A 24,565-nucleotide genomic window follows, 5' to 3' on the forward strand; every position below is an offset into this window, starting at 1 on the left:
GCCGGCGCGCCGCGCCGAAGCCGTGAGGTTGTCCTTAGCGTCCGTCCGTTCGGAAGTTCAGAGGCTGCCTTTGGTCGACGGAATCTGCCCCGCCGCGCGCTCGTCGAGCTCCACCGCCGCACGCAGCGCGCGGCCGAAGGCCTTGAACACCGTCTCGAGCTGATGGTGCGCGTTGATCCCGCGCAGGTTGTCGATGTGCAGCGTGACGCCCGCGTGGTTCACGAACCCGCGGAAGAATTCGATCGACAGGTCGACGTCGAACGTGCCGATCCGCGCGCGCGTGAACGGCACGTGGAATTCGAGGCCCGGCCGGCCCGAGAAGTCGATCACGACGCGCGACAGCGCCTCGTCGAGCGGCACGTACGAATGGCCGTAGCGGCGAATGCCCTTGCGATCGCCGATCGCCTTCGCGACGGCCTGGCCAAGCGTGATGCCGACGTCCTCGACCGTATGGTGATCGTCGATATGCGTGTCGCCATGCGCTTCGACCTCGAGATCGACCAGACCGTGTCGCGCGATCTGGTCGAGCATATGATCGAGAAACGGCACGCCGGTGGCCAGCTTCTGCCGGCCCGTACCGTCGAGATCGAGCTTCACACGGATCTGCGTTTCGCTGGTATTGCGAACGACTTCCGCCACACGCATGGCAATTCCTTGATTGAGTCTGATGTAAATGGGGATTGATCGTCGCGCGCCGCCGCGCCCTGGGCTCAACCGGGCAGCGCGAGTTTCAAGGCGGCCAGCAGGCGGGCGTTTTCGTCGGGAGAACCGACGGTCAGCCGCACGCATTCGGCCAGTAATGGATGCATTTTACTCACGTTTTTGACCAGCACCCGCTCGGTGAGCAGCGCATCGAACACGGCAGCCGCGTCCGGCACGCGCACCAGCAGGAAATTGCCGGCGCTCGGGAACACCGTCGCGCCCGGCAGCGCGGCCACCGCCTGCGCAAGGCGCGCGCGCTCCGCGCGCAATTCGGCCGCCTGCGCATCGAGCACGTCGAGGTGGTCGAGCAGGAAATCGGCGGTCGCCTGGGTCAGCACGTTGATGTTGTACGGCGGGCGCACCTTGTCGAATTCGTTCAGCCACGCGGGCGAGCCGACGAGATAGCCGAGGCGGATACCCGCGAGGCCGAGCTTCGACACCGTGCGCATCACGACGACGTTGTCGAACTCGCCGACGCGCGGCAGCCACGAACGCTCGGCGAACGGCTGGTACGCCTCGTCGATCACGATCAGGCTGTGCCGCGCGGCCGCGACGATCCGTTCGACGTCGGCGTCGTCGTACAGCGTGCCGGTCGGGTTGTTCGGATACGCGAGATAGACGATCGCCGGCCGGTGCTCGGCGATCGCCGCGAGCATCGCGTCGACGTCGAGCGTCAGGTCGGCCTTCAGCGGCACGCCGACGAATTCGAGCTGCGCGAGCTTCGCGGAGAGCTCGTACATCACGAAGCCCGGCACCGGCGCGAGCACCTTCGCACCCGGCTGCGCACACGCGACCGAGATCATGCTGATGATTTCGTCGGAACCGTTGCCGAGCAGCACGTCGCAGCCGGCCGGCACGTGCATCGCGTGGCGCAGCTTGTCGAGCAGCGCGGCCGGGCGCGGCGCCGGGTAGCGGTTCAGCGCGACCTGCGCGAGCCGCTCGCCGAGCGCCGCGGCGAGCGGCTCCGGCAGCGGATACGGGTTCTCCATCGCGTCGAGCTTCACGAAGCCGCTCGCGTCGGGAACCGGATAGCTCGTCATCGCGAGCACGTCGCGGCGGATGATGTCTTGTGGCGTCGTCATGGTCTCAAGCCGGCGTGCGTCGCGCCGGCGTCAAATTGGTCGGCAAGGCGGCGGCTGCCGCCCTGCACTCGTCTCCGGCCCCGCTCCGGGTACCGCCGATGCCGGCGCGCCTCGGCGCCCGCCCGGCCCCGCGCACCCTGCGCGGTCAGCCCTTCATCCGGAACTCGGCGCTCCTCGCGTGCGCCTGCAGCCCTTCGCCGTAGGCAAGCTCGGACGCGATCTCGCCGAGCGTCTGCGCGCCTTCCGCGCTGACCTCGATCAGGCTCGAGCGCTTGATGAAGTCGTACACGCCGAGCGGCGACGAGAAGCGCGCGGTGCGCGACGTGGGCAGCACGTGGTTCGGGCCCGCGCAGTAGTCGCCGAGGCTCTCGCTCGTGTAGCGGCCGAGGAAGATCGCGCCCGCATGGCGGATCTGCTGGCCCCATTGCTGCGGCTCCAGCGCCGAGATTTCGAGGTGTTCCGGCGCGATGTCGTTCGCGATCCGGCACGCCTCGGCCATGTCGCGCACCTTGATCAGCGCGCCGCGGCCTTCGAGCGACGCACGGATCACGTCCTGGCGCGGCATCGTCGGCAGCAGCTCGTCGATCGCCCTCTCGACGCGATCGAGGAACGCGCCGTCCGGGCACAGCAGGATCGACTGCGCGAGTTCGTCGTGCTCGGCCTGCGAGAACAGGTCCATCGCGACCCAGTTCGGATCGGTCGTGCCGTCGCACAGCACGAGGATTTCCGACGGCCCGGCGATCATGTCGATGCCGACCGTGCCGAACACGCGGCGCTTCGCCGACGCGACGTACGCGTTGCCGGGGCCGCAGATCTTGTCGACGGCCGGCACCGTCGCCGTGCCGTACGCGAGCGCGCCGACCGCCTGCGCGCCGCCGATCGTGAACACGCGATCGACGCCGCCGAGCAGCGCCGCGGCGAGCACGAGCTCGTTCTTCACGCCGTCCGGCGTCGGCACGACCATCACGATCTCGCCGACCCCCGCGACGCGCGCGGGAATCGCGTTCATCAGCACCGACGACGGATACGCGGCCTTGCCGCCCGGCACGTACAGGCCGACGCGGTCGAGCGGCATGACCTTCTGGCCGAGCACCGTGCCGTCGCTTTCCGTGTACTGCCAGCTATGCGTGCCGCACTCGATCTTCTGCTTCTCGTGGTACGCGCGCACCCGCGCCGCGGCCGCTTCCAGCGCCGCACGCGCCTTCGGCGCGAGGCCGTCGAGCGCCGTCTGCAGCGCGTCCTGCGGCAGTTCGAGCGCGGCGACGCTGTCCGCGCTCAGCCGGTCGAAGCGGTTCGTGTACTCGAGCACCGCGGCGTCGCCGCGCGACTTCACGTCGGCGAGGATCTGCGCGACCGATTGCTCGATCGCTTCGTCTTCGCTCGCCTCGAACGCGAGCACGGCGCGCAGCGCGGCGCCGAAGCCTTCGTTCGTCGAATCGAGCTTGCGGATGGTGATGGACATGGGAGTTCCGTTACGGTGATGCGCTCAACCGCCATTCTGCGACGCGCGTTCGAACGCGTCGAGAATCGGCTTGAGCGCCGCGCGCTTCAACTTCAGCGCAGCCTGGTTCACGACGAGGCGCGACGAGATCGCCATGATCTCCTCGACCTCGACCAGATTGTTCGCCTTCAGCGTGCCGCCCGAGCTGACGAGGTCGACGATCGCGTCGGCCAGCCCGACCAGCGGCGCCAGCTCCATCGAGCCGTACAGCTTGATCAGGTCGACGTGCACGCCCTTCGCGGCAAAGTGTTCGCGCGCCGTTTCGACGTATTTCGTCGCGACCCGCAGGCGCGCGCCCTGGCGCACCGCGTTCGCGTAGTCGAAACCGGCGGACACGGCCACCGACATCCGGCAGCGCGCAATGTTCAGATCGATCGGCTGGTACAGGCCCGAGCCGCCGTGCTCGACCAGCACGTCCTTGCCGGCCACGCCGAAATCGGCCGCGCCGTATTCGACATAGGTCGGCACGTCGCTCGCGCGCACGATGATCACGCGCAGGTTCGGATCGGTCGTCGGCAGGATCAGCTTGCGCGACGTTTCCGGATCCTCGGCCACCTGTATGCCGGCGGCAGCCAGCAGCGGCAGGGTTTCCTCGAAAATCCGGCCCTTCGACAGGGCGAGGGTCAGCGGCGCGGTCATGCTTGGCTCCCGGAAAGGCGGCGCACGTTCGCGCCGACGGCGGTCAGTTTGGCTTCCATGCGGTCGTAACCGCGGTCCAGGTGATAGATGCGGTCGACGAGCGTTTCGCCGTCGGCGCGCAGCCCGGCGATCACGAGGCTCGCCGACGCACGCAGGTCGGTCGCCATCACGTTCGCGCCCGACAGCTTGTCGACACCCGTCACGAGCGCCGTGTTGCCGTCGATCGTGATGTTCGCGCCGAGCCGGTTCAGCTCCTGCACGTGCATGAAGCGGTTCTCGAAAATGGTTTCGACGACCTGCGCGGTGCCCGTCGCGACCGTATTGAGGGCCATGAACTGCGCCTGCATGTCGGTCGGGAACGCCGGGTATTCCGACGTGCGGATCGTCACCGCCGACGGGCGGCGGTCCATCTTCACGCGCAGCCAGCTGTCGCCTTCCTCGATCGACACGCCGGCTTCGCGCAGCTTGTCGATCACCGCGTCGAGAATGTGCGGGCGCACGCCCGTCAGCCTCACGTCGCCGCCGGCCGCCGCGACCGCGCACAGGAACGTGCCGGCCTCGATACGGTCGGGGATCACCGAATGACGCGCGCCGTGCAGCCGCTCGACGCCCTGGATCACGAGGCGGTCGGTGCCGATGCCGTCGATTTTCGCGCCCATCGCGACCAGCAAGTGTGCGAGATCGCTCACTTCCGGCTCGCGCGCGGCGTTTTCGATCACCGTCTCGCCGTCGGCGAGCGTCGCGGCCATCAGCAGGTTTTCGGTCCCCGTCACCGTGATCATGTCGGTCACGATGCGCGCGCCCTTCAGGCGCTTCGCGCGCGCTTCGATGAAGCCGTGCTCGATGCTGATCTCGGCGCCCATCGCCTGCAAGCCCTTGATGTGCTGGTCGACCGGCCGCGCGCCGATCGCGCAGCCGCCCGGCAGCGACACCTTCGCCTCGCCGAAGCGCGCGAGCAGCGGCCCGAGCACGAGGATCGATGCGCGCATCGTCTTCACGAGCTCGTACGGCGCGACGAGGTTGTCGACGCGCGACGCGTCGAGCTGCACGCGGCAGCCGTCGGTCTCGCTCTTCACGCCCATCTGGTTCAGCACCTTCAGCGTGGTGCGCACGTCCTTCAGGTTCGGCACGTTGTCGAGCTCGACCGGCTCGGCGCTGAGCAGCCCCGCGCACAGGATCGGCAGCGCGGCGTTCTTCGCGCCCGACACGACGATCTCGCCGGACAGGCGACGACCGCCTTCGATCACGAGCTTGTCCATCCCCTGTCCCTGCGATTCCCCGTTGGCGGCCGGGTGTGCCGTGGCGACGCTCTGGACGGCGTCGCGCTCGTTGACGGTGACTTGCACTCAGTGATTTCCGGTTATGCGTTCTGCCATTCGGCGGGCGTCAGCGTCTTCATGCTGAGCGCGTGAATTTCCTGCTTCATGCGATCGCCGAGCGCCGCATAGACGAGCTGGTGCCGCTGGATCGGCCGCTTGCCTTCGAAGGCCGCCGACACGATCGTCGCGAAGAAATGCTGGCCGTCGCCTTCGACTTCCAGATGCGTGCAGGCGAGACCGCCGGCGATGTATTGCTTGACCTGTTCGGGAGTCGGCAACATGGTGTAAGGCTCCTGTCGGCGCGCGCCGCCCGGGGGCGGCCGCGGCCTGTCGATATCAATGACGCAGTTTGTAGCCGGTCGCGAGCAGCCGCATCGCAATCAGCGCGAGCAGCACGAAGAAACCGGTGACGATCGCGAGGCTCGCGAACGGGTTGATGTCGGACGCGCCGAAGAACCCGAAACGGAAGCCGTCGATCATGTAGAAAAACGGGTTGAGACGCGACACTTCGCGCCACACGGGCGGCAGCGAGTGCGTCGAATAGAACACGCCGGACAGAAACGTCAGCGGCATGATCAGGAAGTTCTGGAACGCGGCGAGCTGGTCGAACTTCTCGGCCCAGATCCCGGCGATCAGGCCGAGCGTGCCGAGGATCGCCGAGCCGAGCAGCGCAAACGCAATGATGAACAGCGGCGCCGCGAAGTGCATCGGGATAAACCAGATCGTCACGACGAACACGCCGGCGCCGACCGCGAGCCCGCGCACGACGGACGCGAGCACGTACGCGCCGAAGATGTCGCGGGACGACAGCGGCGGCAGCAGCATGAACACGAGGTTGCCGGTGATCTTCGACTGGATCAGCGACGACGAGCTGTTCGCGAACGCGTTCTGCAGCACGCTCATCATCACGAGGCCCGGCACGAGAAAGCTCACGTATTCGACGCCCGGATACACCTCGACGCGGCCCGACAGCGCGTGGCCGAAGATCGTCAGGTACAGCAGCGCCGTGACGATCGGCGCGAGCACCGTCTGGAACGACACCTTCCAGAAACGCAGCAGTTCCTTGTAGAACAGCGTTCGAAACCCGCTTCCCGGCACGCGCCGGGCCGTCCCCTCGGACGGCAGCGCACGCAGTTCGCGTGGGGAGTGTTGATTCATGCCAGCCCCTCGATCACCTCGGCCCCGTTCATCACCTGGACGAACACATCCTCGAGGTCGGCCTTGCGGACCTCGATCTCGTCGAACGTGCAGCCCGCCGCGCGGCATTGCGCGAGGATCCGTTCGACCTCGTCATAGCTCGCGAGGCGCAGCAGGTGCTCGCCCGGCGCGCGCGCGGCCGGGTCGGTTTCCAGCCCGCGCAGCTCGGCCGGCAGCGCGCCCGTCGCGAGCCGCAGGTACAGCTGCAGGCCCGCGAAGCGGCGCAGCAGCGCGTCGGTGCGATCGAGCGCGACGACTTCGCCCCGGCGCAGCATCGCGATGCGGTCGCACAGCGACTCGGCTTCCTCGAGGTAATGGGTGGTCAGCACGATCGTGTGACCCTCGCGGTTCAGGCGCGAGATGAATTTCCACAGCGTCTGGCGCAATTCGACGTCGACGCCGGCGGTCGGCTCGTCGAGCACGATCACGGGCGGCCGGTGCACGAGCGCCTGCGCGACCAGCACGCGGCGCTTCATCCCGCCCGACAGCGCGCGCATGTTCGCGTCGGCTTTCTCGGTCAGATCGAGATTGGCCATCACTTCATCGATCCAGTCGTCGTTGTGGCGCAGCCCGAAATAGCCGGACTGGATCCGCAACGTCTCGCGGACGGTGAAGAACGGGTCGAAAACGAGTTCCTGCGGGACGACGCCAAGTGCGCGGCGCGCGTTGCGGAAGTCCTGGACGACGTCGTGACCGCGCACCGAGATACTGCCTTCGTCGGCCCGGGCGAGCCCGGCGAGGATACTGATGAGCGTGGTCTTGCCTGCGCCGTTGGGGCCGAGCAGACCGAAAAACTCGCCTTCCTCGACCGACAGGCTGACGCCCTTGAGCGCCTGAAGCGACTTGTAGCGCTTCTTGACGTGACGGATTTCTATGGCTGACATGACTGTGCGCGACGCAAGGGCCGCGACGCCTATTCTGTGCTTGCTGCGAAAGAAAATGGGGGCCGGACGCCGATTGGCTGCCCCGCAAAACGCTTGATTATAGGGCAAACCGGCTGGTGGAGCCGGCGCCGGCGGCGCGCGGCCTGAAGCGTGCGCGCGCCGGCTGGCGCGGCAGGCTTCGGTCGGACAGGGTCAATGTCGCCCGGTGCCTTCGATGAGCGCGTCGACGCCGTAGGCGCGCGCGAGGCTGGCGAGCTTCGGAGGGAGATTGAGGATGTCGAGGGCTGCGCCGCGCGCTTTGGCGGCACGTTGCCATGCAAGCAGCACGGCGAGCGCGGACGAGTCGAACTGCGTCAGCGCCGCGCAATCGACGGCGGTCGCGCCGGCGCCGATGCGCGCAAGACCGTCCGCGAGCGCGGACTTCGCGCTCGCGACGGTCAGCGAGGAGGCGGCTTCGAAGCCGCTCACGACGCCTGCTTGCCCGCGGCAAGTTCCTGGTTACGCTGCGTCAGGAACTTGATCAGGCCGTCCACGCCGCTTTGCTGGATCTTCTCGTTGAACTGCTGCTGGTACGTCTGGATCAGCCACGCGCCGAGCACGTTCAGGTCATACACCTTCCAGCCGTTCGCCGTCTTGTACAGGCGGTAGTCGATCTGGACCGGCTGGCCGTTGTTCATCGCGACCGTCTTGACCACGACGTCGGTATCGGCCGAATCGGCGCGGAACGGCGGGTACTGGATCTGCTGGTCCGGCTTCAGCTGCGCGAGCGCGCCCGAATACGTGCGGATCAGCAGCAGCTTGAACTGCTCCTGAACCTGCTGCTGCTGCTCGGCCGTCGCCGTGCGCCAGTTGCGGCCCATCGCCAGTTGCGTGGTGCGGCGGAAATCGGTGTACGGCAGGATGTCCTTGTTGACGATCGTGATGATGCGGTTGGTATCGCCCTGCTTGATCGTCTGCTGCTTGACTTCGTCGAGCACCTGCTGCGTCGCCGTCTTGATCAGCGCCTGCGGGTTCGACTGGTCGACTTGCGCGTGAGCTGCGCTGCCGAACGAGAACAGCGCCGCGAAAACGGGGATCAGGAACAGTTTTTTCATCATAGTGGCCTGCATGAATGAGTCGATGCGAAGGTTGGAGCAGGTAGCTTACGCGCAAGTTCGCATACGCTACCGACTGAATCGTTTCCGGCTGTAACGAATGTAAATCCGTCAGTGCAGCCGGATGCTCGGGAACCGGAACCCGCCCGGCGACGGCGGCGCCACCTGCATGGCCGGCACGTTCGTCTCGCTGGCCGGGTTCGGCGATTCGGCCGTGCCGGAGGCCGGCGCAGCAACCGCCGCGCCCGATGCACCCGCCGGCGCCGGCGCCGGCGCCGCGCCGCCCACTGCTGCTGCGCCCGCCGTACCGGCCGCGCCGGCTGCCGCCGGTGCCGCGCCGTCTTCCGGCAGGTCGTACTTCGGCAGCGCGTCGTTGCTCGACGTCGCGGCGGCCTCGCCGCGCGCGTTGCTGATCAGCATCTGGCGGCGCTGCAGGTACGCGTTGCGCACGAACGAATACTTGTCGAGCGCCGCGGCATCGAGCACGTCGCCCGCGCCGAGCAGGTTCGAACGCGTGTTGACGAGGTTCACGCCGAACAGGCCCCAGCTCAGGCCATCCGGCTTCACGTAGGTGAGCGGGTTGCCGACGTAGTCGACGCCGAGGCCGGCCGTGTCGCGCAGCGTGCTCGGGCCGAGCAGCGGCAGCACGAGATACGGGCCCGACGGCATGCCGTAGCGACCCATCGTGATCCCGAAGTCGGCCGTGTGCTTCGGCAGCTTCGCGATCGTCGCGACGTCGAACAGGCCGCCGACGCCGAACACCGTGTTGATCACGACGCGCATGATGTCGCCGACACCGTCCGCGATCCGCAGCTGCACGATGTTGTTCGCCGCGATGTAGACGTCGCCGATGTTCGAGAAGAAGTTCGTCACGCTGTCGCGCACCGGCTGCGGCACCACGTACTGGTAGCCCTTCGCGACCGGCTTCAGCGCGTACGTGTCGACCTTGTCGTTGAACGTGTACATCGTCCGGTTGAAGCCTTCGAGCGGATCGCCCTTGGTCGGCGTCTGCACGGTCGCGCAGCCGCTCAACGCGGCGACTGCCGCTACCGCCAGCGCGGCGTGCCTGATGCGGATCGTGTGCATGGTCATTACCCTCTTGTTTTCTCTCGCGTGGTTATTGAGCCGCCGAGCCGGACGCGGCGGACACCGCCGACGCCGGTATCGCCACCGGTGCCGGAGCGGCCGGCGCGGCCGATGCGCCGGCGGCCGGCTTCGCGCCGCCCGCATCGGCGGCCTTGCTGTACAGGAACTGGCCGATCAGGTTCTCGAGCACGATCGCCGACTGCGTCATCGTGATCGTATCGCCCGACTTCAGCATTTCGGTGTCGCCGCCCGGATCGAGGCCGATATATTGCTCGCCGAGCAGGCCCGACGTCAGGATCTTCGCCGACGAATCCTTCGGGAACGGGTATTGGCCGTCGACGTCGATCGTGACGAGCGCCTGGTACGTGTTCGTGTCGAAACCGATCGACTTCACGCGGCCGACCACGACGCCGGCGCTCTTCACGGCCGCGCGCGGCTTCAGCCCGCCGATATTGTCGAATTTCATCCTCACCGAGTAGGTCGGCTGAAACGACAGCGAGCTCATGTTGCCGACCTTCAGCGCCAGGAACAGCACCGCAAGGAAGCCCACCACCACGAACAGGCCGACCCAGAAGTCGAGAGCAGTCTTTTTCATCGTCATTCCAAAATTTGGCTTGGCTGAGGCTTAGCTGAACATCAGCGCGGTCAGCAGGAAATCGAGGCCGAGTACGGCGAGCGACGCGAACACGACCGTCTTGGTGGTCGCGCGCGACACGCCTTCGGGCGTGGGCTTCGCTTCATACCCTTGAAACAGCGCAATGAAGGTCACGGCGAAGCCGAACACGATGCTCTTGATCACGCCGTTGCCGACGTCGGCCCAGACCTGGACCCCGCCTTGCATCTGCGACCAGAACGCGCCGGGATCGACGCCGATCAGCACGACGCCGACGAAGTAGCCGCCGAGCACGCCGACCGCGTTGAAGATCGCGGCCAGCAGCGGCATCGCGATGATGCCCGCCCACATGCGCGGCGCGATCACGTTCTTGATCGGGTCGACCGCCATCATCTCGAGCGCGGTGAGCTGCTCGCCGGCCTTCATCAGGCCGATCTCGGCCGTGAGCGACGTGCCCGCGCGGCCCGCGAACAGCAGCGCGGTGACGACGGGCCCAAGTTCGCGCACGAGCGACAGCGCGACCAGCAGGCCGAGCGCCTGCTCGGAACCATAGCGGTTCAGCGTGTAATACCCCTGCAGGCCGAGCACGAAGCCGACGAACAGCCCCGACACGGCGATGATCACGAACGAATAGTTGCCGAGGAAGTGGATCTGCTTCGTGACCAGCCGCGGCCGGCGCAGCAGCGGGAAGAATTCCAGCACGAGGCGCACGAACAGGCGCGTGCCGTAGCCCGCCCGCTCGAGGCCGCCGATGACGTAACGTCCGATCGCGCTGATCATGCGCGCCCTCCGCCGAGCCCGAAATCCGCTGCGAGCGGCGGGCTCGTGTAATGAAATTTGAACGGGCCGTCCGGCGCGCCGTCGATGAACTGCCGCACGCTCGGATCGGTCGACGCGCGCAGCTCGTCGGGCGTGCCCTGCGCGAGCACACCGCCATTGGCCAGAAAATATACGTAGTCGGCGATCGCGAACGATTCCGGCACGTCGTGCGTGACGAGGATCGACGTCGCGCCGAGCGCCTGATTCAGCGTGCGGATCAGGTTCGCGGTAATGCCGAGCGAGATCGGATCGAGGCCCGCGAACGGCTCGTCGTACATGATGAGCTGCGGATCGAGCGCGATCGCGCGCGCCAGCGCGATGCGGCGCGCCATCCCGCCCGACACCTCGGACGGCATCAGGTCGCGCGCGCCGCGCAGCCCGACCGCGTTGAGCTTCATCAGCACGAGGTCACGGATCAGGTCTTCGGGCAGGTCGGTATGCTCGCGCAGCGCGAACGCGACGTTCTCGAACACCGACATATCGGTGAACAGCGCGCCGAACTGGAACAGCATGCCCATCTTGCGGCGCAACGCATACAGGCCGTCGCGCGTTTGCGCGCCGACATCGGCGCCGTCGAACAGCACCTGGCCGCGGCGCGCGCGCACGAGGCCGCCGATCAGGCGCAGCACGGTAGTCTTGCCGCAACCCGAGCCGCCCATGACCGCGACGACCTGCCCGCGGCCGAAGCGCAGGTTCAGGTTGGACAGGACGAGGCGGTCGCCGTAACCGAAGTCGACGTCGCGAAGTTCCAGCAGGGTCTCGGTAGGAGTGGGGCTCACGGAGCTGACAGTCCTTTTACGCAGAACGCCGAATTATAGGGCCTGCATTGGATTGATGTCGTGACGCCGTTCCAGGCCCTGCGGTCAATGATTGTCAAATTGTCCGGCAAAACATTGCTGCAATGCAATAAGCGCAGTCCGATAGTCGGCCGCGCCCGTGACCGCACTGACCACCGCGACGCTGCCGACGCCCGTCGCCAGCACGGCCGGCAGCGCGTCGAGCCCCACCCCGCCGATCGCGACGAGCGGCGCCCGCGCGCCCGCGAAGCGCGCGTAGCGGGTAATTCGCGCGAGGCCCTGCGGCGGCGCGGCGACGGCCTTGGTGGCGGTCGCGTACACGGGGCCGAGTGCGAGGTAGCTCGGGCGCTCGTGCAGCGCCCGCAATATTTCGTAATATCCGTGGCTTGAAAGTCCGAGCCGCAGGCCCGCGCGCGCGATCGCGGCGAGATCGGCCGTTTCGAGGTCCTCCTGGCCGAGATGTACGCCGTACGCACCCTCTTCTGCGGCGATCTGCCAGTGATCGTTGATGAACACGCGCGCATCGGGATAGCGGCGCCCGGCCGCGACCGCACGCGCGACTTCCCGGCGCAGCACGTCCGGCGTCGCGTCTTTCACGCGCAATTGCACGGTTCGCGCGCCGCCGTCGAGCACGCGCTCGACCCATTCGGCGCTCGGCACGACCGGATAGAGGCCGAGCTGCGCGGGGCACGGCGCGAACGCGGGCTCCGGCGCGGGCGGCAGCCCGGCGACGCGCGGGAATTGCGCGGCATCGACCGGCCACGCGTCGGCGGCGCGTGTCTCGTCGCCGTCGCGCCACGCCAGCGCGAGCACCAGCGCGTCGACCGGCGCGAAGCCGCAATCGAGGAACGCGGCGAGCGCGGCGATCCAGTCGTCCGCGAGCGGATGCGCGGCGTCGAGCGCGTAGCGCACGCCCGCCGCATGCAGCACGGCGCCCTGCTCGTCGAATTCGATCGCCACCGCGTCCGGCGACGCAGGCCGCGACACGGCCGACGCGCGCGCCTGCGCGACACGATCGCCGGCCGACACGATCAGCACGTCGCCGTCAGCCGGCGCGTCGGGCGCCGCCACGCAGAGCCGCCACGGCGCCGCGCCGTCCGGCCAGTCGCCGAGGCGCGCGCGAATTCGCTCGGCCGCTTCGGCCAGCTCGTCGGCCGGCGGCCAGAACGCATCGGCGAAGCGCGCGCTCATGCGCCGCCCCCGTCCTGGTGCCAGAACGGCATCCCGACGACCGGCGTGCTCGCGTGCGCGGTTTCGCGCGCGTCCATCGGGCCGGCGAGATACGCGGCGCGGCCGGCCTCGACGCCCTGCGCAAACGCGCGCGCCATGATTTCCGGGTGCGTGGCCTGCGACACGGCCGTATTCAGCAGCACGCCGTCGAAGCCCCATTCCATTACCTGGCACGCGTGCGACGGCACGCCGAGCCCCGCGTCGACGATCAGCGGCACGTCCGGCAGCCGCTCGCGCAGCACCCGCAGGCCGTACGGATTCACGACGCCCTTGCCGGTGCCGATCGGCGCACCCCACGGCATCAGCGCCTCGCAGCCGACGTCGAGCAGGCGCCGGCCGATCACGAGATCCTCGGTGCAGTACGGCAGCACCTTGAAGCCGTCCTTGACCAGTTGCGCGGCGGCTTCGATCAGCCCGACCGGGTCGGGTTGCAGCGTGTAGTCGTCGCCGATCAGTTCGAGCTTGATCCAGTCGGTATCGAATACCTCGCGCGCCATGTGCGCGGTCGTCACGGCTTCGGCGACGGTCTGGCAGCCGGCCGTGTTCGGCAGCAGCGGCACGGCGTGGCGCTTGAGCAGGTCGAAGAAGCCGGCTTCGGCCGTGCCGCCCGTCATCTGGCGGCGCAGCGCGACCGTCACCATCCCGGGGCGCGACGCGGCGATCGAATCGGACAGCGATTTCAGCGACGGATAGCGCGACGTGCCGAGCAGCACGCGGCTTGCGAAGGTTGCGCCGTATAGCGTCAGCGCGTCGGCGGAGGTGTGGGACGTCATGTCGTTTTCCTGGAAGAGCGGGGCGAAGCGGCGGCGCTCAGCCGCCCGCGACGGGGTGCACGACGTCGAGCGTGTCGCCCGCCGCGAGCGCGCGCGCCGCATGCTGCGTGCGCGCGACGAAGTTGCCGTTCAGCGCCACCGCGTACGGCGGACGCGCGCCGTACGCGGCCAGCGCGTCGGCCACCGTCGCGCCGTCGGGCAACGTCAGGGTCTGTTGATTGATCTGGATATCCATGAGGCTGGGTCGGATTCGGTCGGCGGCGCGCGTCAGGCCGGCTGGCGCGCGTCGTTGCGGTGATGAAGCAGCGTCGGCCAGCGGGCGGCGTCGCGCCACGCGGCGAACGCGTCGGCATCGCCGAGCGCGCCGCCGAGCGCGGCCTGCGCGAACGCGACGGCCGCCTGCGCGACTTCCGGCGCGATCATGAAGCCGTGCCGGTACAGGCCGTTGACGGCGAGCGTCGATGCGCCGTCCCAGATCACCGCCGGGCGATGATCGGGCAGCGTCGGCCGGCACTGCGCGTTGAGTTCGAGGATGCGCGCCTCGCCGAACGCCGGATGCACGGAGAACGCCGCGCTCAGCAGTTCGAGCGCGGAGCGCACGCTGACGGGCGACATGTCCTCGCCCTCCACCTCGGTCGCGCCGATCACATAGAGGTCGTCCTGCTTCGGCGCGATGTACAGCGGATAGCGCGGATGCAGCAGCCGCACGGGCCGCGAGAGCCCGATGCCGGGCGCGTGCACGCGCGCGACTTCGCCGCGGATGCCGCGCAGCGCGGGCAGCGCGGCTTTCGCGCCGAGCCCGCGGCAATCGATCGTGAAATGCGCGGCAGGCAGGTTCGCGTCGTCGACCGACGCGTGCCAGTGCAGCGCGACGCCGCGTTCGGCGAGGCCCGCCGCGAGCGAACGCAGCGCCTGGCGATTGTCGAGCTGCCCTTCGCGCGGCAGCATCAGCCCGCGCGCGAAGCGGCCCGCGAGCGCGGGTTCGGCCGCGTCGACCTGCGCGCCGGCGAGCGTCACGAAGCCGCCGTCGAACAGCTCGGCCGGCGCGTTCGCGCGCACGCGCCGCTCGAACAGCGGCGCCTCCGCGCGGTCCGCGTGATGCCAGACGACGAGCGTGCCGTGATGCTGGAAAAAGACGGGTTCGGGCAGTTCCGCGAGCCACTGCGGCCAGCGTGCGAGCGACGCGGCGCCGAGCTCGGTGATCAGCAGTTCCGCGCTCGCCGCTTCCGCGAGCGGCGCGAGCATCGCGGCCGCGACCCACGCGGCCGACTGCTCGCCGTCCGGGCCGCCGCGCTCGTAGAGCGCGACGCGATGCCCGTCGCCCGCGAGCCGCCACGCGATCAGGCGGCCGACGAGGCCGCCGCCGAGCACCGCGAAATCGGGTCGTGCATCCCGGACGTTCATCGCGCGCCCTCCGCGCGGTCACGCGCGCCGAACGTCGACGCGCACGCGCCGCCGCCTGCGGACGCACGCGACGTCGGGACGGGAACCCTGCAAAAGACTGAAGATTGTGCGGTCATCATTCCTTCCGTAACGCGCAATGCGCGTACCCAAAAGGACGAAACCGGCAGCAAAGGCCGGCCGGGCGGGACTCGGGCGCTGACCATGTGGGATGGCAGCCAGCGCGGCCCGGCGGGATCAGAAACTTCCCTCGCCGGTATTACCCGGATCGGGTGCGAAGGGTCTTTCTCAGCCTCGCCGCGCTGCCCGGAACATCTGCCGGCCGCGCCACGAAGCACCCCTGTTTCGTCGTCGGTCATTAGACCATAAAAGCGGAAAGCGCCGCAAACTGTCCCCCTTGCGGCAAATTCGCCGGCGTGCCGCGCCGCTCTGGCACAATGCCCGCAGGCCGGCCGCGCGAGCGGCCGGTTGCCGCGTCACCGCCGGCCTTAAGTGCCGTTTAAGACGCGCGGGCCACCATCCGGACGCCCGCCGTCAGTCGGCACCCCGTCCCGGCATGCGTTATCGCGGCGCGCGTCCGGCTTCGCCCGGCCCGCGCGCCGGCTACTCATCAGGAAGCACATGACCCAATCGATCGATCCCGTCCGCTCCGCCTCCGACGCGCCGCAGGACGAGCGCCCGGTATCCGCATGGAGCCTCATCAAGCCCTACTGGGTATCGTCCGAATGGAAATTCGCGTGGGGCCTGCTGGTCACGATCATCGCGATCAACCTCTGCGTGGTCTGGATCAACGTCAAGCTAAACAAGTGGAACGCGCAGTTCTACAACGCGCTGCAGTCGAAGGATGTCCACGACTTCCCGAACCTGCTGATGCAGTTCTCCGCGCTCGCCTTCGCGTTCATCATCCTCGCCGTGTACGGCCGCTACCTGCGGCAGATGCTCGGCTTCCGCTGGCGCCAGTGGCTCACCGACCGCTTCCTCGGCCAGTGGCTCGGCGATCGCGCGTTCTACCGGATCGAGCGTGACCGTCTCGCGGACAACCCCGACCAGCGGATCACCGACGACCTCCAGTCGTTCGCGACCACGACGCTCGCGCTGTCGCTCGACCTGCTGTCGACGGTCGTCACGCTCGTGTCGTTCATCACGATCCTGTGGTCGCTCGCCGGCGCGCTGACGGTCACGCTCGGCGCGACGCCGATCGCAATTCCCGGCTACATGGTGTGGGCGGCCGCGCTGTACGCGGTGATCGGCTCGCTGATCATCCAGAAGGTCGGCCACCCGCTCGTGTCGATCAACTACCAGCAGCAGCGCGTCGAGGCCGATTTCCGCTTCGGGCTGATCCGCGTGCGCGAGAACGCCGAGCAGATCGCGTTCTACGACGGCGAGAAGACCGAGACCGGCAACGCGCAGACCCTCTTCATGCGCATCCGCGACAACTGGTGGCGCGTGATGAAGTACACGAAGCGGCTCACGTTCGTGCTGAGCTTCTACGGGCAGATCGCGATCATCTTCCCGCTCGTCGTCGCCGCGCCGCGCTACTTTGCCGGTGCGTTCTCGTTCGGCGTGCTGATGCAGATCTCGTCCGCGTTCGGCACCGTCAGCGATTCATTCTCGTGGTTCATCAACAGCTACTCGACCCTCGTCGAATGGCGCGCCACCGTCAACCGTCTGCGCGAATTCAAGCGCGTGATGGGCACGTCGCACCTGAAGGAAAGCCTGTCGCCCGCGACCGAGCACGGCGGCATCAACCTGCACTACATCGACGCCGCGAAGCTGTCCACGTCGTCGCTGAAGCTCGCGCTGCCGAACGGCAACGCGCTCGCGAACATCGGCGACGTCACGATCGAGCCCGGCTCGCGCTGGCTCGTGATCGGCAAGTCGGGTTCCGGCAAGAGCACGTTCATGCGTGCGCTCGCGGGCCTGTGGCCGTTCGGCGACGGTGCGATCGACGCGCCGGTCGGCGCGCGGATGATGTTCGTGCCGCAGACGAGCTATTTGCCGATCGGCACGCTGAAGGCCGCGCTCACCTACCCGGCCACGCCCGACAAGTTCAGCGACGAAGCGTGCCGCGACGCGCTGCGCGCATGCCGCCTCGAGGATTACGTCGAGCGCCTCGACGAAACCGCGCACTGGACGCGCGTGCTGTCGCCGGGCGAGCAGCAACGGCTGGCTGGCGCGCGCGTGCTGCTGCACAAGCCCGACTTCCTGTTCCTCGACGAAGCGACCAGCGCGCTCGACGCCGACAACGAAGCGCGCCTCTATCACCTGTTCGCCGAACGGCTGCCGAAGGCCGCGATCGTCAGCATCGCGCACCGCGAGTCGCTGGCCGCGTTCCATGTCGGCACGATCAACGTCGAGCGCGTGACCAGCGACGACAAGGTCGCCGCGTGAACGCACGCGCCGCGCACCTTGCGCGGATCGCGCTGATCACCGGCGCAGGTTCGGGGATCGGCGCGGCGCTCGCGCGGCGGCTCGCGGCGCCCGGCGTCGCGCTGGCGCTCCATGCGCGCGGCGCGGACGATGCGGCACGGGCGCGGCTCGCCGACGTCGCCCAGGCGTGCACGGCGGCCGGCGCGGAATGCATCACGCTGACCGGCGATCTCGGCGAGCCGGGTATTGCCGCCTCGCTCGTCGACACAACCGCTGCGCGCTTCGGCGGGCTCGACCAGCTCGTCGCGAACGCCGGCTTCGCCGCGCGGCAATCCTTTTCCGATCTCTCCGCAAACGCGCTCGCATCCGCCTTCGCGGCGATGCCCGGTGCGTTCTCCGCGCTCGCGGGCCGCGCACGGCCGCTGCTCGACGCGTCGGCCGCGCCGCGGATCGTCGCGGTCAGTTCGTTCGTCGCGCACCGCTACCGCGCCGATGCGCCGTTCGCGGCGACCGCCGCCGCGAAGGCCGCGCTCGAATCGCTGGTGCGTACCGCGGCCGCCGAATTCGCCGCGCACGGCATCACCGTCAATGCGGTCGCGCCGGGCTTCACGCGCAAGGACCACGGGCCGAGCGCCGGCAATGCGGCCGCGTGGGCGCTGGCCGAACAGGCGACGCCGCTCGGCCGGATCGCCGAATCCGACGACGTCGCCGCGCTGATCGCGTTCCTGCTGTCGGACGCGGCGCGGCAGATCACCGGCCAGGTCATCCACGTCGACGGCGGCCTGACGCTCTGACGCGTCTCCCTTCCCGCCCGCCTTTCCGCTCGAACCCGCATCCGCCTTTTTGGCGTGCAGGACCGCGCCCGTAAAATAACCGCGACGCGGCGGCGCGACACGAGACAAGACGAGAGGGGGCGGCAAGCATGCAGGCATTCCAGTGGTTCAACGAATTGTCGACGCGCGAGCGCCGGACGCTGTACGCCGGATTCGGCGGCTACGCGGTCGATGCGTTCGACTTCATGATCTATTCGTTCCTGATTCCGACGCTGATCGCCACCTGGGGCATGACGAAGAGCGAGGCCGGGATGATCGCGACCAGTTCGCTGATCTCGTCGGCAGTCGGCGGCTGGGTCGCCGGCATCCTCGCCGACCGCTACGGCCGCGTGCGCGTGCTGCAGTGGACGATCGCGACGTTCGCGCTGTTCACGTGCCTGTCCGGCTTCACGCATTCGTTCTGGCAGCTCCTTGCGACGCGCACGCTGCAGGGTTTCGGCTTCGGCGGCGAATGGTCGGTCGTGACGATCATGATGGCCGAGACGATCCGCTCGCCCGAGCATCGCGCGAAGGCCGTCGGCACCGTGCAGAGCAGCTGGTCGTTCGGCTGGGGCGCGGCCGCGATTCTTTACTGGGCGTTCTTCGCGCTGCTGCCCGAGCAGGTCGCGTGGCGTGCGTGCTTCTGGATCGGCATCGTGCCCGCGCTATGGATCCTGTACATCCGCCGCAACGTCAGCGACCCCGACATCTACACGGCCACGCGCCGCGCACGCGACGAAGGCCGCGTGTCGGGCCACTTCCTCGAGATCTTCTCGCCGCCGCATCTGCGCGCGACGCTGTTCGGCAGCGCGCTGTGCACCGGCATGCTCGGCGGCTACTACGCGATCACGACGTGGCTGCCCACCTATCTCAAAACCGTGCGCCACCTGTCGGTGTTCAACACGAGCGGCTATCTCGTCGTGCTGATCGTCGGCTCGTTCGTCGGCTACGTGGTCGGCGCGATCCTGTCCGACCGGCTCGGCCGCCGCGCGTCGTTCATCCTGTTCGCGATCGGCTCGTTCTCGCTCGGCATGGCGTACACGATGCTGCCGATCACCGATACCGCGATGCTGCTGCTCGGCTTTCCGCTCGGCATCGTCGTGCAGGGCATCTTCGCAGGCGTCGGCGCATATCTGTCGGAGCTGTATCCGGGCGCGATCCGCGGCTCGGGCCAGGGCTTCTGCTACAACCTCGGCCGCGGGCTGGGCTCGTTCTTCCCGATCCTCGTCGGCGCGCTGTCGCAGTCGATGTCGCTCGTGAAGGCGATCGGCCTCGTCGCGGGCGGCGGCTACCTGCTCGTGATCGTCGCGGCGCTCGTGCTGCCGGAAACGCGCGGCAAGTCGCTCGCCGACGATCCGGCCGTCGCGTCGTGAGCCACCGCTTCGTTCCGGACACCGCATGCACGTGATCGTTCTCGGCGCCGGCGTGATCGGCGTCACCACCGCCTGGCACCTGCGCGAAGCAGGCTGCGACGTCACCGTGATCGAACGCGAGGCCGATGTCGCGCAAGCAACGAGCCTCGGCAACGCGGGCGTGATCGCGCCCGGCTACGTGACGCCGTGGGCCGCGCCCGGGATGCCCGGCAAGATCCTCAAGTACCTGTTCAAGCCCGCGTCGCCGCTGATCTTCCGGCCGACGCTCGATGCCGCGCAGTGGCGCTGGATCGCGCGCTGGCTGCGCGAATGCGAGTTCGAGCGGTTCCGCGTGAACAAGCAGCGGATGCAGCGCATCGCGTATTACAGTCGTGCGTGCCTGCATGCGTTTCGCGAGCGCTATCCATTCGACTACGGCGCGAGCCGCGGCTACCTGCAACTGCTGCGCGGCGCGTTCGACGTCGAGATGGCGCAGCCCGCGCTGAAGGTGCTGCGCGATGCCGGCATCGCGTTTCGCGAACTCGACGCGGCCGGCTGCACCGCGGTCGAACCGGGCCTACGCTGGGCACGGCAGGCCCCCGTCGGCGGCATCTACCTGCCTGACGACGAAGCCGGCGACTGCGCGCGCTTCACGCGCGAGCTGCGGGCGCTGTGCGAAGCGAACGGCGTGACGTTCCGGTTCCGTACCGCGATTCGGGCGCTCGATGTCACGGGCGGCAAGGTGCGCGGCGTGCGGGTCGACTCGCTCGAAGCAGGCGCGGCCGCTCAACGCGATGCCCTGCTCGCCGCCGATGCGATCGTCGTCGCGCTCGGCGTCGACAGCGCCGGCCTGCTGCGACCGCACGGCATCGACGTGCCGCTGTATCCGGTGAAGGGCTACTCGGCCACGCTCGCGGTCGTCGACGATGAAAAGGCGCCGTGCGCCGCGCTGATGGACGAATCGCTGAAGACGGCGATCACGCGCTTCGGCCCGACGCTGCGCGTCGCGGGCACCGCGGAACTCGGCAACCGCCGCGCGGCGCTGCGGCAGCAGGCGCTCGACACGCTGATGAAGGTGCTCGACGACTGGTTCCCGCACGCGGCCGATCGCGCGTCGGCGCGTTTCTGGGTCGGCCGCCGTCCGATGACGCCCGACGGGCCGCCGCTGCTCGGCGCGAGCGGGATCGATGGCCTCTGGCTCAACGTCGGCCACGGCTCGACGGGCTGGGCGATGTCGATGGGGTCGGGAAAGGTGGTCGCGGATCTCGTCACCGGACGCGCGCCGGAGATCGATCTGGCGGGCCTGACGCTCGCGCGCTATGACGGGTAGTGCTGCCGGCGGGTAACGTCGAAGCGATGTCGAAGCGATGCGCCGTTGCGACCGGCCTGGCGCGCGGCCGTCGGCGCGTATCGTTACTGCGGCGTCCGGCCTTCCGCCGGTGCGATCGGCGCCGACACGATCGGCCGATGCGACACGCCTTCCTGCGACAGCCGGCTTTCGAACAGCGTCAGCGCTTCGACCCGCACCTCGACGGGCCGCCCCGGCGTGCCGCCGTGCGCGGGCTGGCCAACCGCATCGTGTGGCAGCCGTGCGAGCGTGACGTGCGGCCGGAACGGCCGCCGGTCGGCCGGCACGCCGAGTTCGCGCAGCAGCGCCGCCAGCCCCGCATTCAGCGCGATGCAAGCGGCATCGGCCGCGAGCTCCGCGACGATCAGCCGAGCGCGCGGCAGGCTCGGCCACCACGCAATCCGCTCGACCGGCAACGACGGCAGCGCATGCGCGGCGGCAAGCGCGGGCAGGTGCGCGGCCAGCGCGTCGCACCGGTCCCGCTCGATTGCGCCGATGAACGCGAGCGTCATGTGCAGTTGCGCGGGCAGCGTGCGCCGCGCGCCACGGGTGACCGGCAACGCGTGCAGCGCGTCGCGCGACGCCGCATCGGGCATCAGCGCGACGAACGCACGGAGCCGGTCGCCGTTCATGACTCGCTCACGGCGGCCCGCGGCGCGTTCGACGCGTCGGCCGACGCCGGACGCTGCGGCAGCGGGCCGTGCTCGCCCCACACGTCGGCCGGCAGCACGCGCGCGAGTTCGGGGATCGTGTTGCGCGTGAACACCGGATCGGCGACGCCTGCCGTGCGCTGGCGGCGATAGTCGGCCCACGCGGCGTGCGCATACTTGCCGAGCGCGAGGATCGCGATCAGGTTGATGATCGCCATCAGCCCCATGCTCGTATCGGCCATCGCCCACACGAGCGGCAGTTGCCCGACGCTGCCGAACATCACCATGCCGAGCACGGCGATGCGGAACAGCGGCAGCACGCCGCGCCGCTTCGTGATGAATTCGACGTTGCCCTCCGCATACGCGTAATTGCCGATCACCGACGAGAACGCGAGGAAGAAGATCGCGACGGCCATATAGATGCCGCCCCAGTCACCGACGTGGCTCGAGATCGCGCGCTGCGTGAGCGCCGCGCCTTCCATTCCGGTGCCGAGCGCGTACTGGCCCGACAGCAGGATCACGAACGCGGTCGCGCTGCAGATCACGATCGTGTCGACGAACACGCCGAGCATCTGGATCAGCCCCTGCGTGACGGGGTGGCGCGTGCTCGCGGTCGCGGCCGCGTTCGGCGCGCTGCCCATCCCCGCCTCGTTCGAGAACAGCCCGCGCTTCACGCCGATCGCGATCGCCTGGCTGACCGCATAGCCGGTCAGGCCGCCGGCCGCCTGCTCGAGGCCGAACGCGCTCTTCACGATCAACGCGATCACGCCGGGCACCAGCGTGATGTGCGTCGCGACCGCATAGACCGCAAGCGCGAGGTAGCCGATCGCCATCAGCGGCACGATCACCTGCGCGACCGTCGCGATGCGGCGGATCCCGCCGAAGATGATCGGCGCGGAGAGCAGCACGAGACCGAGGCCGACCGTCTCGCGGCGCCAGCCGAACGACGTATGGAATGCGTCGGCGATCGCATTGGCCTGCACCGCGTTGAACACGAAGCCGAACGCGAGGATCAGCGACAGCGAGAACAGCACGCCGAAGCCGCGCGAACGCAGGCCCGTCTGGATGTAGTACGCGGGGCCACCGCGATAGCTGCCGTCCGGGTGCGACACCTTGAAGATCTGCGCGAGCGTCGCCTCGACGAACGCGGACGACATCCCGACGAGCGCGGTCATCCACATCCAGAAGATCGCGCCCGGCCCGCCGACCGTCAGCGCGACCGCGACGCCGGCGATGTTGCCGGTACCGACGCGGCTTGCGAGCCCGGTCGCGAACGCCTGGAACGACGAAATGCTGCCCGGCTCGCCCTTGCTGCCGACCAGCTTCATGCTGAGGAACAGCGCCTTCAGCTGGATCATCCGGAACCGCAACGTGAACCACGCGCCGGCGCCGAGCAGCAGCGCGATCAGCACGTAGTTCCACAACACGCCGTTGACGGTGTCGATCAGCCCATGCACGAATGCTTCCATCCAGAGTCCTTGTAAATAGCGTCAGTCATGTGCGGCGTCCGCGAACGCGGCCCGAGGGGCGACATGATATGACAGTTTGCAAGGATTATTACAAAACGAAAGGAATTGAGATGGCGAAAAATCGAAGCCGGATGTCATCAGGTTAGACGACGCTTCGCGAAAATGCGGGATGGCGATGCGATACGCTCCCGGTCCCGGCTACCGGCTGGCGCGCGCCCCGCATGAAAATCCGGACGTCGAAATGTCTTTCGGACGCCGCTCGCCCGACACCAGACCGGACACCGTCCGGATTGCCCGAACGGGACGCGAGAGGATGCAACTTCACCGACCAGAGAAGTATCCGCACGCGCTCATGATCCCAACCGTCATTCGCTACGCCAGTCGACTCGCGCTGATTGTCGTCATGGCAACCATCGCACTCATCGTGTTGTTTCTAGCCATTGTCGTGATCGCGCGATACGAGCCCGACGACGGCTATTGCCCCGGCGCACCGCTCGGGGAACTCGAAGCACGCATTCTGTCATTCGCCGAAGCGCGCGGCATGCGTCCGGACGACATCGAATTCGTCGGCATGCCGCGTTACCACGCCGACAGGCTCGGTTGGTGGCACTTCGACCTGAAGTCCGGCGAAGCGAGCTACGTCGCCACGATCGATTGCGGGCGTCACGTCACGGGCTTCGGGAAATTTCAAATGCTGCCGCTCGAACCGGCCACGGTGCAACGAAGCCATTCGTCGGCCGGTATCGAACCACGCGCGGTCGATCCCGTCCCAGGCTACCGATGATTCCCCGGGTCGACGCGCCGGACGACCGCGCGTTCAGCGCGTCAGCGAAGCCGGCCATTCCGGCAGGAGGCGGCGACGACGCCTGTTCAAGCTCGACACCGGTTTGGAACACACGCGCTAGCAGGCGCTCGGGCGACGCCGAGAATTCAGCTGCCCGGGTTACCCCTCACGTTGTTCATCCCGCATCGAGCGCCCCATGATTGCCAGCGTCATACGCGGATCGTTCCGGCTGGTTCTCTGGCTGGTTATCGCAACGATCTGCACCTACGCACTACTATTTTTCGTCGTCGCGACTTCCCGATATGAGCGGACCGAAGGCAGTTGCCCCGACATGTCTGTCGATGCGCTACGGAAAAAAGTCCAGGCCCGTCTTCTCGAAGCGCACGGAATACCGCCGGACAGCATCCGGTTCGACGGCGCGCCGCAGTATCACGCGTGGAAGCTGGGCGTGTGGGAATTCCCGCTGCGCGTTGACGAAACCCGATATACCGCGATGATCGATTGCAACGGGCAGCTTGCAAGCTACGGGCGAACCATCGATCCGTTGGGCGCCCCAACCGGGCAAACCCGCGATCACCCGCAGCCTCAAAAATAAAAAAACCGGGCGCCCTCTCGGACGCCCGGCTTTCCATCGAAACCCGCT

At 68.4% G+C, this 24,565-nt stretch carries 26 protein-coding genes and 1 riboswitch; of the genes, 6 read left to right on the forward strand and 20 right to left on the reverse strand.

Annotated elements, in window-relative coordinates:
- Positions 1-57 precede the first annotated feature (57 nt).
- The 18 genes from hisB to HWX03_RS30410 form a co-directional block, all read right to left on the reverse strand.
- On the reverse strand, positions 58-645 hold the full coding sequence (gene hisB / locus HWX03_RS30325; protein WP_011546606.1) for an imidazoleglycerol-phosphate dehydratase HisB: 588 nt from the start codon (positions 643-645) through the stop codon (positions 58-60).
- 65 nt (positions 646-710) lie between these two features.
- On the reverse strand, positions 711-1,784 hold the full coding sequence (gene hisC, locus HWX03_RS30330; protein ID WP_175873803.1) for a histidinol-phosphate transaminase: 1,074 nt from the start codon (positions 1,782-1,784) through the stop codon (positions 711-713).
- Positions 1,785-1,929: 145 nt separating this feature from the next.
- Entirely contained in the window at positions 1,930-3,246 is a 1,317-nt protein-coding gene (gene hisD / locus HWX03_RS30335; RefSeq protein WP_175823967.1) for a histidinol dehydrogenase, read from the reverse strand.
- Positions 3,247-3,270: 24 nt separating this feature from the next.
- Complete coding sequence (gene hisG / locus HWX03_RS30340; RefSeq protein ID WP_048251409.1) at positions 3,271-3,924, reverse strand: ATP phosphoribosyltransferase; 654 nt, start codon at positions 3,922-3,924, stop codon at positions 3,271-3,273.
- Positions 3,921-5,270, reverse strand: coding sequence for a UDP-N-acetylglucosamine 1-carboxyvinyltransferase (gene murA / locus HWX03_RS30345; RefSeq protein WP_174387950.1), 1,350 nt, complete (start codon positions 5,268-5,270; stop codon positions 3,921-3,923). Before murA ends, hisG begins: the two co-directional genes overlap by 4 nt.
- Positions 5,271-5,284: 14 nt before the next feature.
- The gene (locus HWX03_RS30350) at positions 5,285-5,524 is read right to left on the reverse strand and encodes a BolA family protein (RefSeq protein ID WP_006477131.1); all 240 of its coding nucleotides are present in this window, start codon (positions 5,522-5,524) and stop codon (positions 5,285-5,287) included.
- Positions 5,525-5,579: 55 nt separating this feature from the next.
- The gene (locus HWX03_RS30355) at positions 5,580-6,401 is read right to left on the reverse strand and encodes an ABC transporter permease (protein ID WP_244132821.1); all 822 of its coding nucleotides are present in this window, start codon (positions 6,399-6,401) and stop codon (positions 5,580-5,582) included.
- On the reverse strand, positions 6,398-7,324 hold the full coding sequence (locus HWX03_RS30360; protein WP_175873804.1) for an ABC transporter ATP-binding protein: 927 nt from the start codon (positions 7,322-7,324) through the stop codon (positions 6,398-6,400). Before HWX03_RS30360 ends, HWX03_RS30355 begins: the two co-directional genes overlap by 4 nt.
- Positions 7,325-7,516: 192 nt before the next feature.
- Entirely contained in the window at positions 7,517-7,792 is a 276-nt protein-coding gene (locus HWX03_RS30365) for an STAS domain-containing protein (RefSeq protein WP_174387948.1), read from the reverse strand.
- Positions 7,789-8,418, reverse strand: a complete 630-nt coding sequence (locus HWX03_RS30370; protein WP_175873805.1) for an ABC transporter substrate-binding protein — start codon at positions 8,416-8,418, stop codon at positions 7,789-7,791. Before HWX03_RS30370 ends, HWX03_RS30365 begins: the two co-directional genes overlap by 4 nt.
- 111 nt (positions 8,419-8,529) lie before the next feature.
- Positions 8,530-9,504, reverse strand: a complete 975-nt coding sequence (locus HWX03_RS30375; RefSeq protein ID WP_175873833.1) for a VacJ family lipoprotein — start codon at positions 9,502-9,504, stop codon at positions 8,530-8,532.
- Positions 9,505-9,535: 31 nt separating this feature from the next.
- Positions 9,536-10,099 carry an outer membrane lipid asymmetry maintenance protein MlaD gene (gene mlaD, locus HWX03_RS30380; protein WP_174431364.1) on the reverse strand — a complete coding sequence of 188 codons (564 nt, stop codon included), beginning with the start codon at positions 10,097-10,099 and terminating at the stop codon, positions 9,536-9,538.
- 30 nt (positions 10,100-10,129) lie between these two features.
- Positions 10,130-10,897 carry a lipid asymmetry maintenance ABC transporter permease subunit MlaE gene (gene mlaE / locus HWX03_RS30385; protein WP_050013133.1) on the reverse strand — a complete coding sequence of 256 codons (768 nt, stop codon included), beginning with the start codon at positions 10,895-10,897 and terminating at the stop codon, positions 10,130-10,132.
- Positions 10,894-11,715, reverse strand: coding sequence for an ABC transporter ATP-binding protein (locus HWX03_RS30390; protein WP_006477138.1), 822 nt, complete (start codon positions 11,713-11,715; stop codon positions 10,894-10,896). The genes mlaE and HWX03_RS30390 overlap by 4 nt, the downstream gene beginning before the upstream one ends.
- A gap of 84 nt (positions 11,716-11,799) precedes the next feature.
- On the reverse strand, positions 11,800-12,924 hold the full coding sequence (gene thiE, locus HWX03_RS30395; RefSeq protein WP_175873806.1) for a thiamine phosphate synthase: 1,125 nt from the start codon (positions 12,922-12,924) through the stop codon (positions 11,800-11,802).
- On the reverse strand, positions 12,921-13,736 hold the full coding sequence (locus HWX03_RS30400; protein WP_175873807.1) for a thiazole synthase: 816 nt from the start codon (positions 13,734-13,736) through the stop codon (positions 12,921-12,923). The genes thiE and HWX03_RS30400 overlap by 4 nt, the downstream gene beginning before the upstream one ends.
- Before the next feature lie 37 nt (positions 13,737-13,773).
- A complete protein-coding gene (gene thiS / locus HWX03_RS30405; protein ID WP_174387944.1) occupies positions 13,774-13,971 on the reverse strand; it encodes a sulfur carrier protein ThiS in 198 nt (65 codons plus the stop codon).
- 32 nt (positions 13,972-14,003) lie between these two features.
- Positions 14,004-15,140, reverse strand: coding sequence for an FAD-dependent oxidoreductase (locus HWX03_RS30410; RefSeq protein WP_175873808.1), 1,137 nt, complete (start codon positions 15,138-15,140; stop codon positions 14,004-14,006).
- A gap of 225 nt (positions 15,141-15,365) precedes the next feature.
- Positions 15,366-15,489, reverse strand: a riboswitch (TPP riboswitch).
- A gap of 269 nt (positions 15,490-15,758) precedes the next feature.
- Here HWX03_RS30410 and HWX03_RS30415 point away from each other — a divergent pair.
- The 4 genes from HWX03_RS30415 (at position 15,759) to HWX03_RS30430 (ending at position 21,001) form a co-directional block, all read left to right on the forward strand.
- Positions 15,759-17,528, forward strand: a complete 1,770-nt coding sequence (locus HWX03_RS30415; RefSeq protein WP_175873809.1) for an ABC transporter ATP-binding protein/permease — start codon at positions 15,759-15,761, stop codon at positions 17,526-17,528.
- Entirely contained in the window at positions 17,525-18,301 is a 777-nt protein-coding gene (locus tag HWX03_RS30420) for an SDR family oxidoreductase (protein ID WP_175873810.1), read from the forward strand. The genes HWX03_RS30415 and HWX03_RS30420 overlap by 4 nt, the downstream gene beginning before the upstream one ends.
- Before the next feature lie 128 nt (positions 18,302-18,429).
- The gene (locus HWX03_RS30425; protein ID WP_174431370.1) at positions 18,430-19,692 is read left to right on the forward strand and encodes an MFS transporter; all 1,263 of its coding nucleotides are present in this window, start codon (positions 18,430-18,432) and stop codon (positions 19,690-19,692) included.
- A 25-nt stretch (positions 19,693-19,717) separates the two neighbouring features.
- Positions 19,718-21,001, forward strand: a complete 1,284-nt coding sequence (locus HWX03_RS30430) for a D-amino acid dehydrogenase (protein ID WP_175873811.1) — start codon at positions 19,718-19,720, stop codon at positions 20,999-21,001.
- 83 nt (positions 21,002-21,084) lie between these two features.
- Here the strand turns inward: HWX03_RS30430 and thpR are convergent, their stop codons facing one another.
- Together thpR and HWX03_RS30440 are read right to left on the reverse strand one after the other, a co-directional pair.
- A complete protein-coding gene (gene thpR, locus HWX03_RS30435; protein ID WP_175873812.1) occupies positions 21,085-21,651 on the reverse strand; it encodes an RNA 2',3'-cyclic phosphodiesterase in 567 nt (188 codons plus the stop codon).
- Positions 21,648-23,138: an alanine/glycine:cation symporter family protein gene (locus tag HWX03_RS30440; RefSeq protein ID WP_175873813.1), complete on the reverse strand. Its 1,491-nt coding sequence runs from the start codon at positions 23,136-23,138 to the stop codon at positions 21,648-21,650. Before HWX03_RS30440 ends, thpR begins: the two co-directional genes overlap by 4 nt.
- A gap of 169 nt (positions 23,139-23,307) precedes the next feature.
- Between HWX03_RS30440 and HWX03_RS30445 the strand changes: the two genes are divergently transcribed.
- Positions 23,308-23,922 (forward strand): hypothetical protein, encoded by a 615-nt coding sequence (locus HWX03_RS30445; protein WP_175873814.1) that lies wholly within the window; start codon positions 23,308-23,310, stop codon positions 23,920-23,922.
- A gap of 196 nt (positions 23,923-24,118) precedes the next feature.
- Entirely contained in the window at positions 24,119-24,517 is a 399-nt protein-coding gene (locus HWX03_RS30450; protein WP_175873815.1) for a hypothetical protein, read from the forward strand.
- Positions 24,518-24,565: the final 48 nt, after the last annotated feature.

The sequence above is a fragment of the Burkholderia sp. BCC0397 genome (genome assembly GCF_902832865.1).
In the GTDB taxonomy this organism is placed as follows: domain Bacteria; phylum Pseudomonadota; class Gammaproteobacteria; order Burkholderiales; family Burkholderiaceae; genus Burkholderia.

Excerpts from the sequence above, each read along its gene's own strand:
- HWX03_RS30375 (WP_175873833.1), bottom strand. The coding sequence starts at position 9,504 with ATGCACACGATCCGCATCAGGCACGCCGCGCTGGCGGTAGCGGCAGTC.
- HWX03_RS30350 (WP_006477131.1), bottom strand. The coding sequence starts at position 5,524 with ATGTTGCCGACTCCCGAACAGGTCAAGCAATACATCGCCGGCGGTCTC.
- HWX03_RS30370 (WP_175873805.1), bottom strand. The coding sequence starts at position 8,418 with ATGAAAAAACTGTTCCTGATCCCCGTTTTCGCGGCGCTGTTCTCGTTC.
- thpR (WP_175873812.1), bottom strand. The coding sequence starts at position 21,651 with ATGAACGGCGACCGGCTCCGTGCGTTCGTCGCGCTGATGCCCGATGCG.
- hisC (WP_175873803.1), bottom strand. The coding sequence starts at position 1,784 with ATGACGACGCCACAAGACATCATCCGCCGCGACGTGCTCGCGATGACG.
- HWX03_RS30355 (WP_244132821.1), bottom strand. The coding sequence starts at position 6,401 with ATGAATCAACACTCCCCACGCGAACTGCGTGCGCTGCCGTCCGAGGGG.
- mlaD (WP_174431364.1), bottom strand. The coding sequence starts at position 10,099 with ATGAAAAAGACTGCTCTCGACTTCTGGGTCGGCCTGTTCGTGGTGGTG.
- mlaE (WP_050013133.1), bottom strand. The coding sequence starts at position 10,897 with ATGATCAGCGCGATCGGACGTTACGTCATCGGCGGCCTCGAGCGGGCG.
- HWX03_RS30440 (WP_175873813.1), bottom strand. The coding sequence starts at position 23,138 with ATGGAAGCATTCGTGCATGGGCTGATCGACACCGTCAACGGCGTGTTG.
- HWX03_RS30400 (WP_175873807.1), bottom strand. The coding sequence starts at position 13,736 with ATGACGTCCCACACCTCCGCCGACGCGCTGACGCTATACGGCGCAACC.
- HWX03_RS30425 (WP_174431370.1), top strand. The coding sequence starts at position 18,430 with ATGCAGGCATTCCAGTGGTTCAACGAATTGTCGACGCGCGAGCGCCGG.
- HWX03_RS30410 (WP_175873808.1), bottom strand. The coding sequence starts at position 15,140 with ATGAACGTCCGGGATGCACGACCCGATTTCGCGGTGCTCGGCGGCGGC.
- thiS (WP_174387944.1), bottom strand. The coding sequence starts at position 13,971 with ATGGATATCCAGATCAATCAACAGACCCTGACGTTGCCCGACGGCGCG.
- HWX03_RS30360 (WP_175873804.1), bottom strand. The coding sequence starts at position 7,324 with ATGTCAGCCATAGAAATCCGTCACGTCAAGAAGCGCTACAAGTCGCTT.
- HWX03_RS30430 (WP_175873811.1), top strand. The coding sequence starts at position 19,718 with ATGCACGTGATCGTTCTCGGCGCCGGCGTGATCGGCGTCACCACCGCC.
- hisG (WP_048251409.1), bottom strand. The coding sequence starts at position 3,924 with ATGACCGCGCCGCTGACCCTCGCCCTGTCGAAGGGCCGGATTTTCGAG.
- hisD (WP_175823967.1), bottom strand. The coding sequence starts at position 3,246 with ATGTCCATCACCATCCGCAAGCTCGATTCGACGAACGAAGGCTTCGGC.
- thiE (WP_175873806.1), bottom strand. The coding sequence starts at position 12,924 with ATGAGCGCGCGCTTCGCCGATGCGTTCTGGCCGCCGGCCGACGAGCTG.
- HWX03_RS30415 (WP_175873809.1), top strand. The coding sequence starts at position 15,759 with ATGACCCAATCGATCGATCCCGTCCGCTCCGCCTCCGACGCGCCGCAG.
- HWX03_RS30445 (WP_175873814.1), top strand. The coding sequence starts at position 23,308 with ATGGCGATGCGATACGCTCCCGGTCCCGGCTACCGGCTGGCGCGCGCC.
- hisB (WP_011546606.1), bottom strand. The coding sequence starts at position 645 with ATGCGTGTGGCGGAAGTCGTTCGCAATACCAGCGAAACGCAGATCCGT.
- HWX03_RS30450 (WP_175873815.1), top strand. The coding sequence starts at position 24,119 with ATGATTGCCAGCGTCATACGCGGATCGTTCCGGCTGGTTCTCTGGCTG.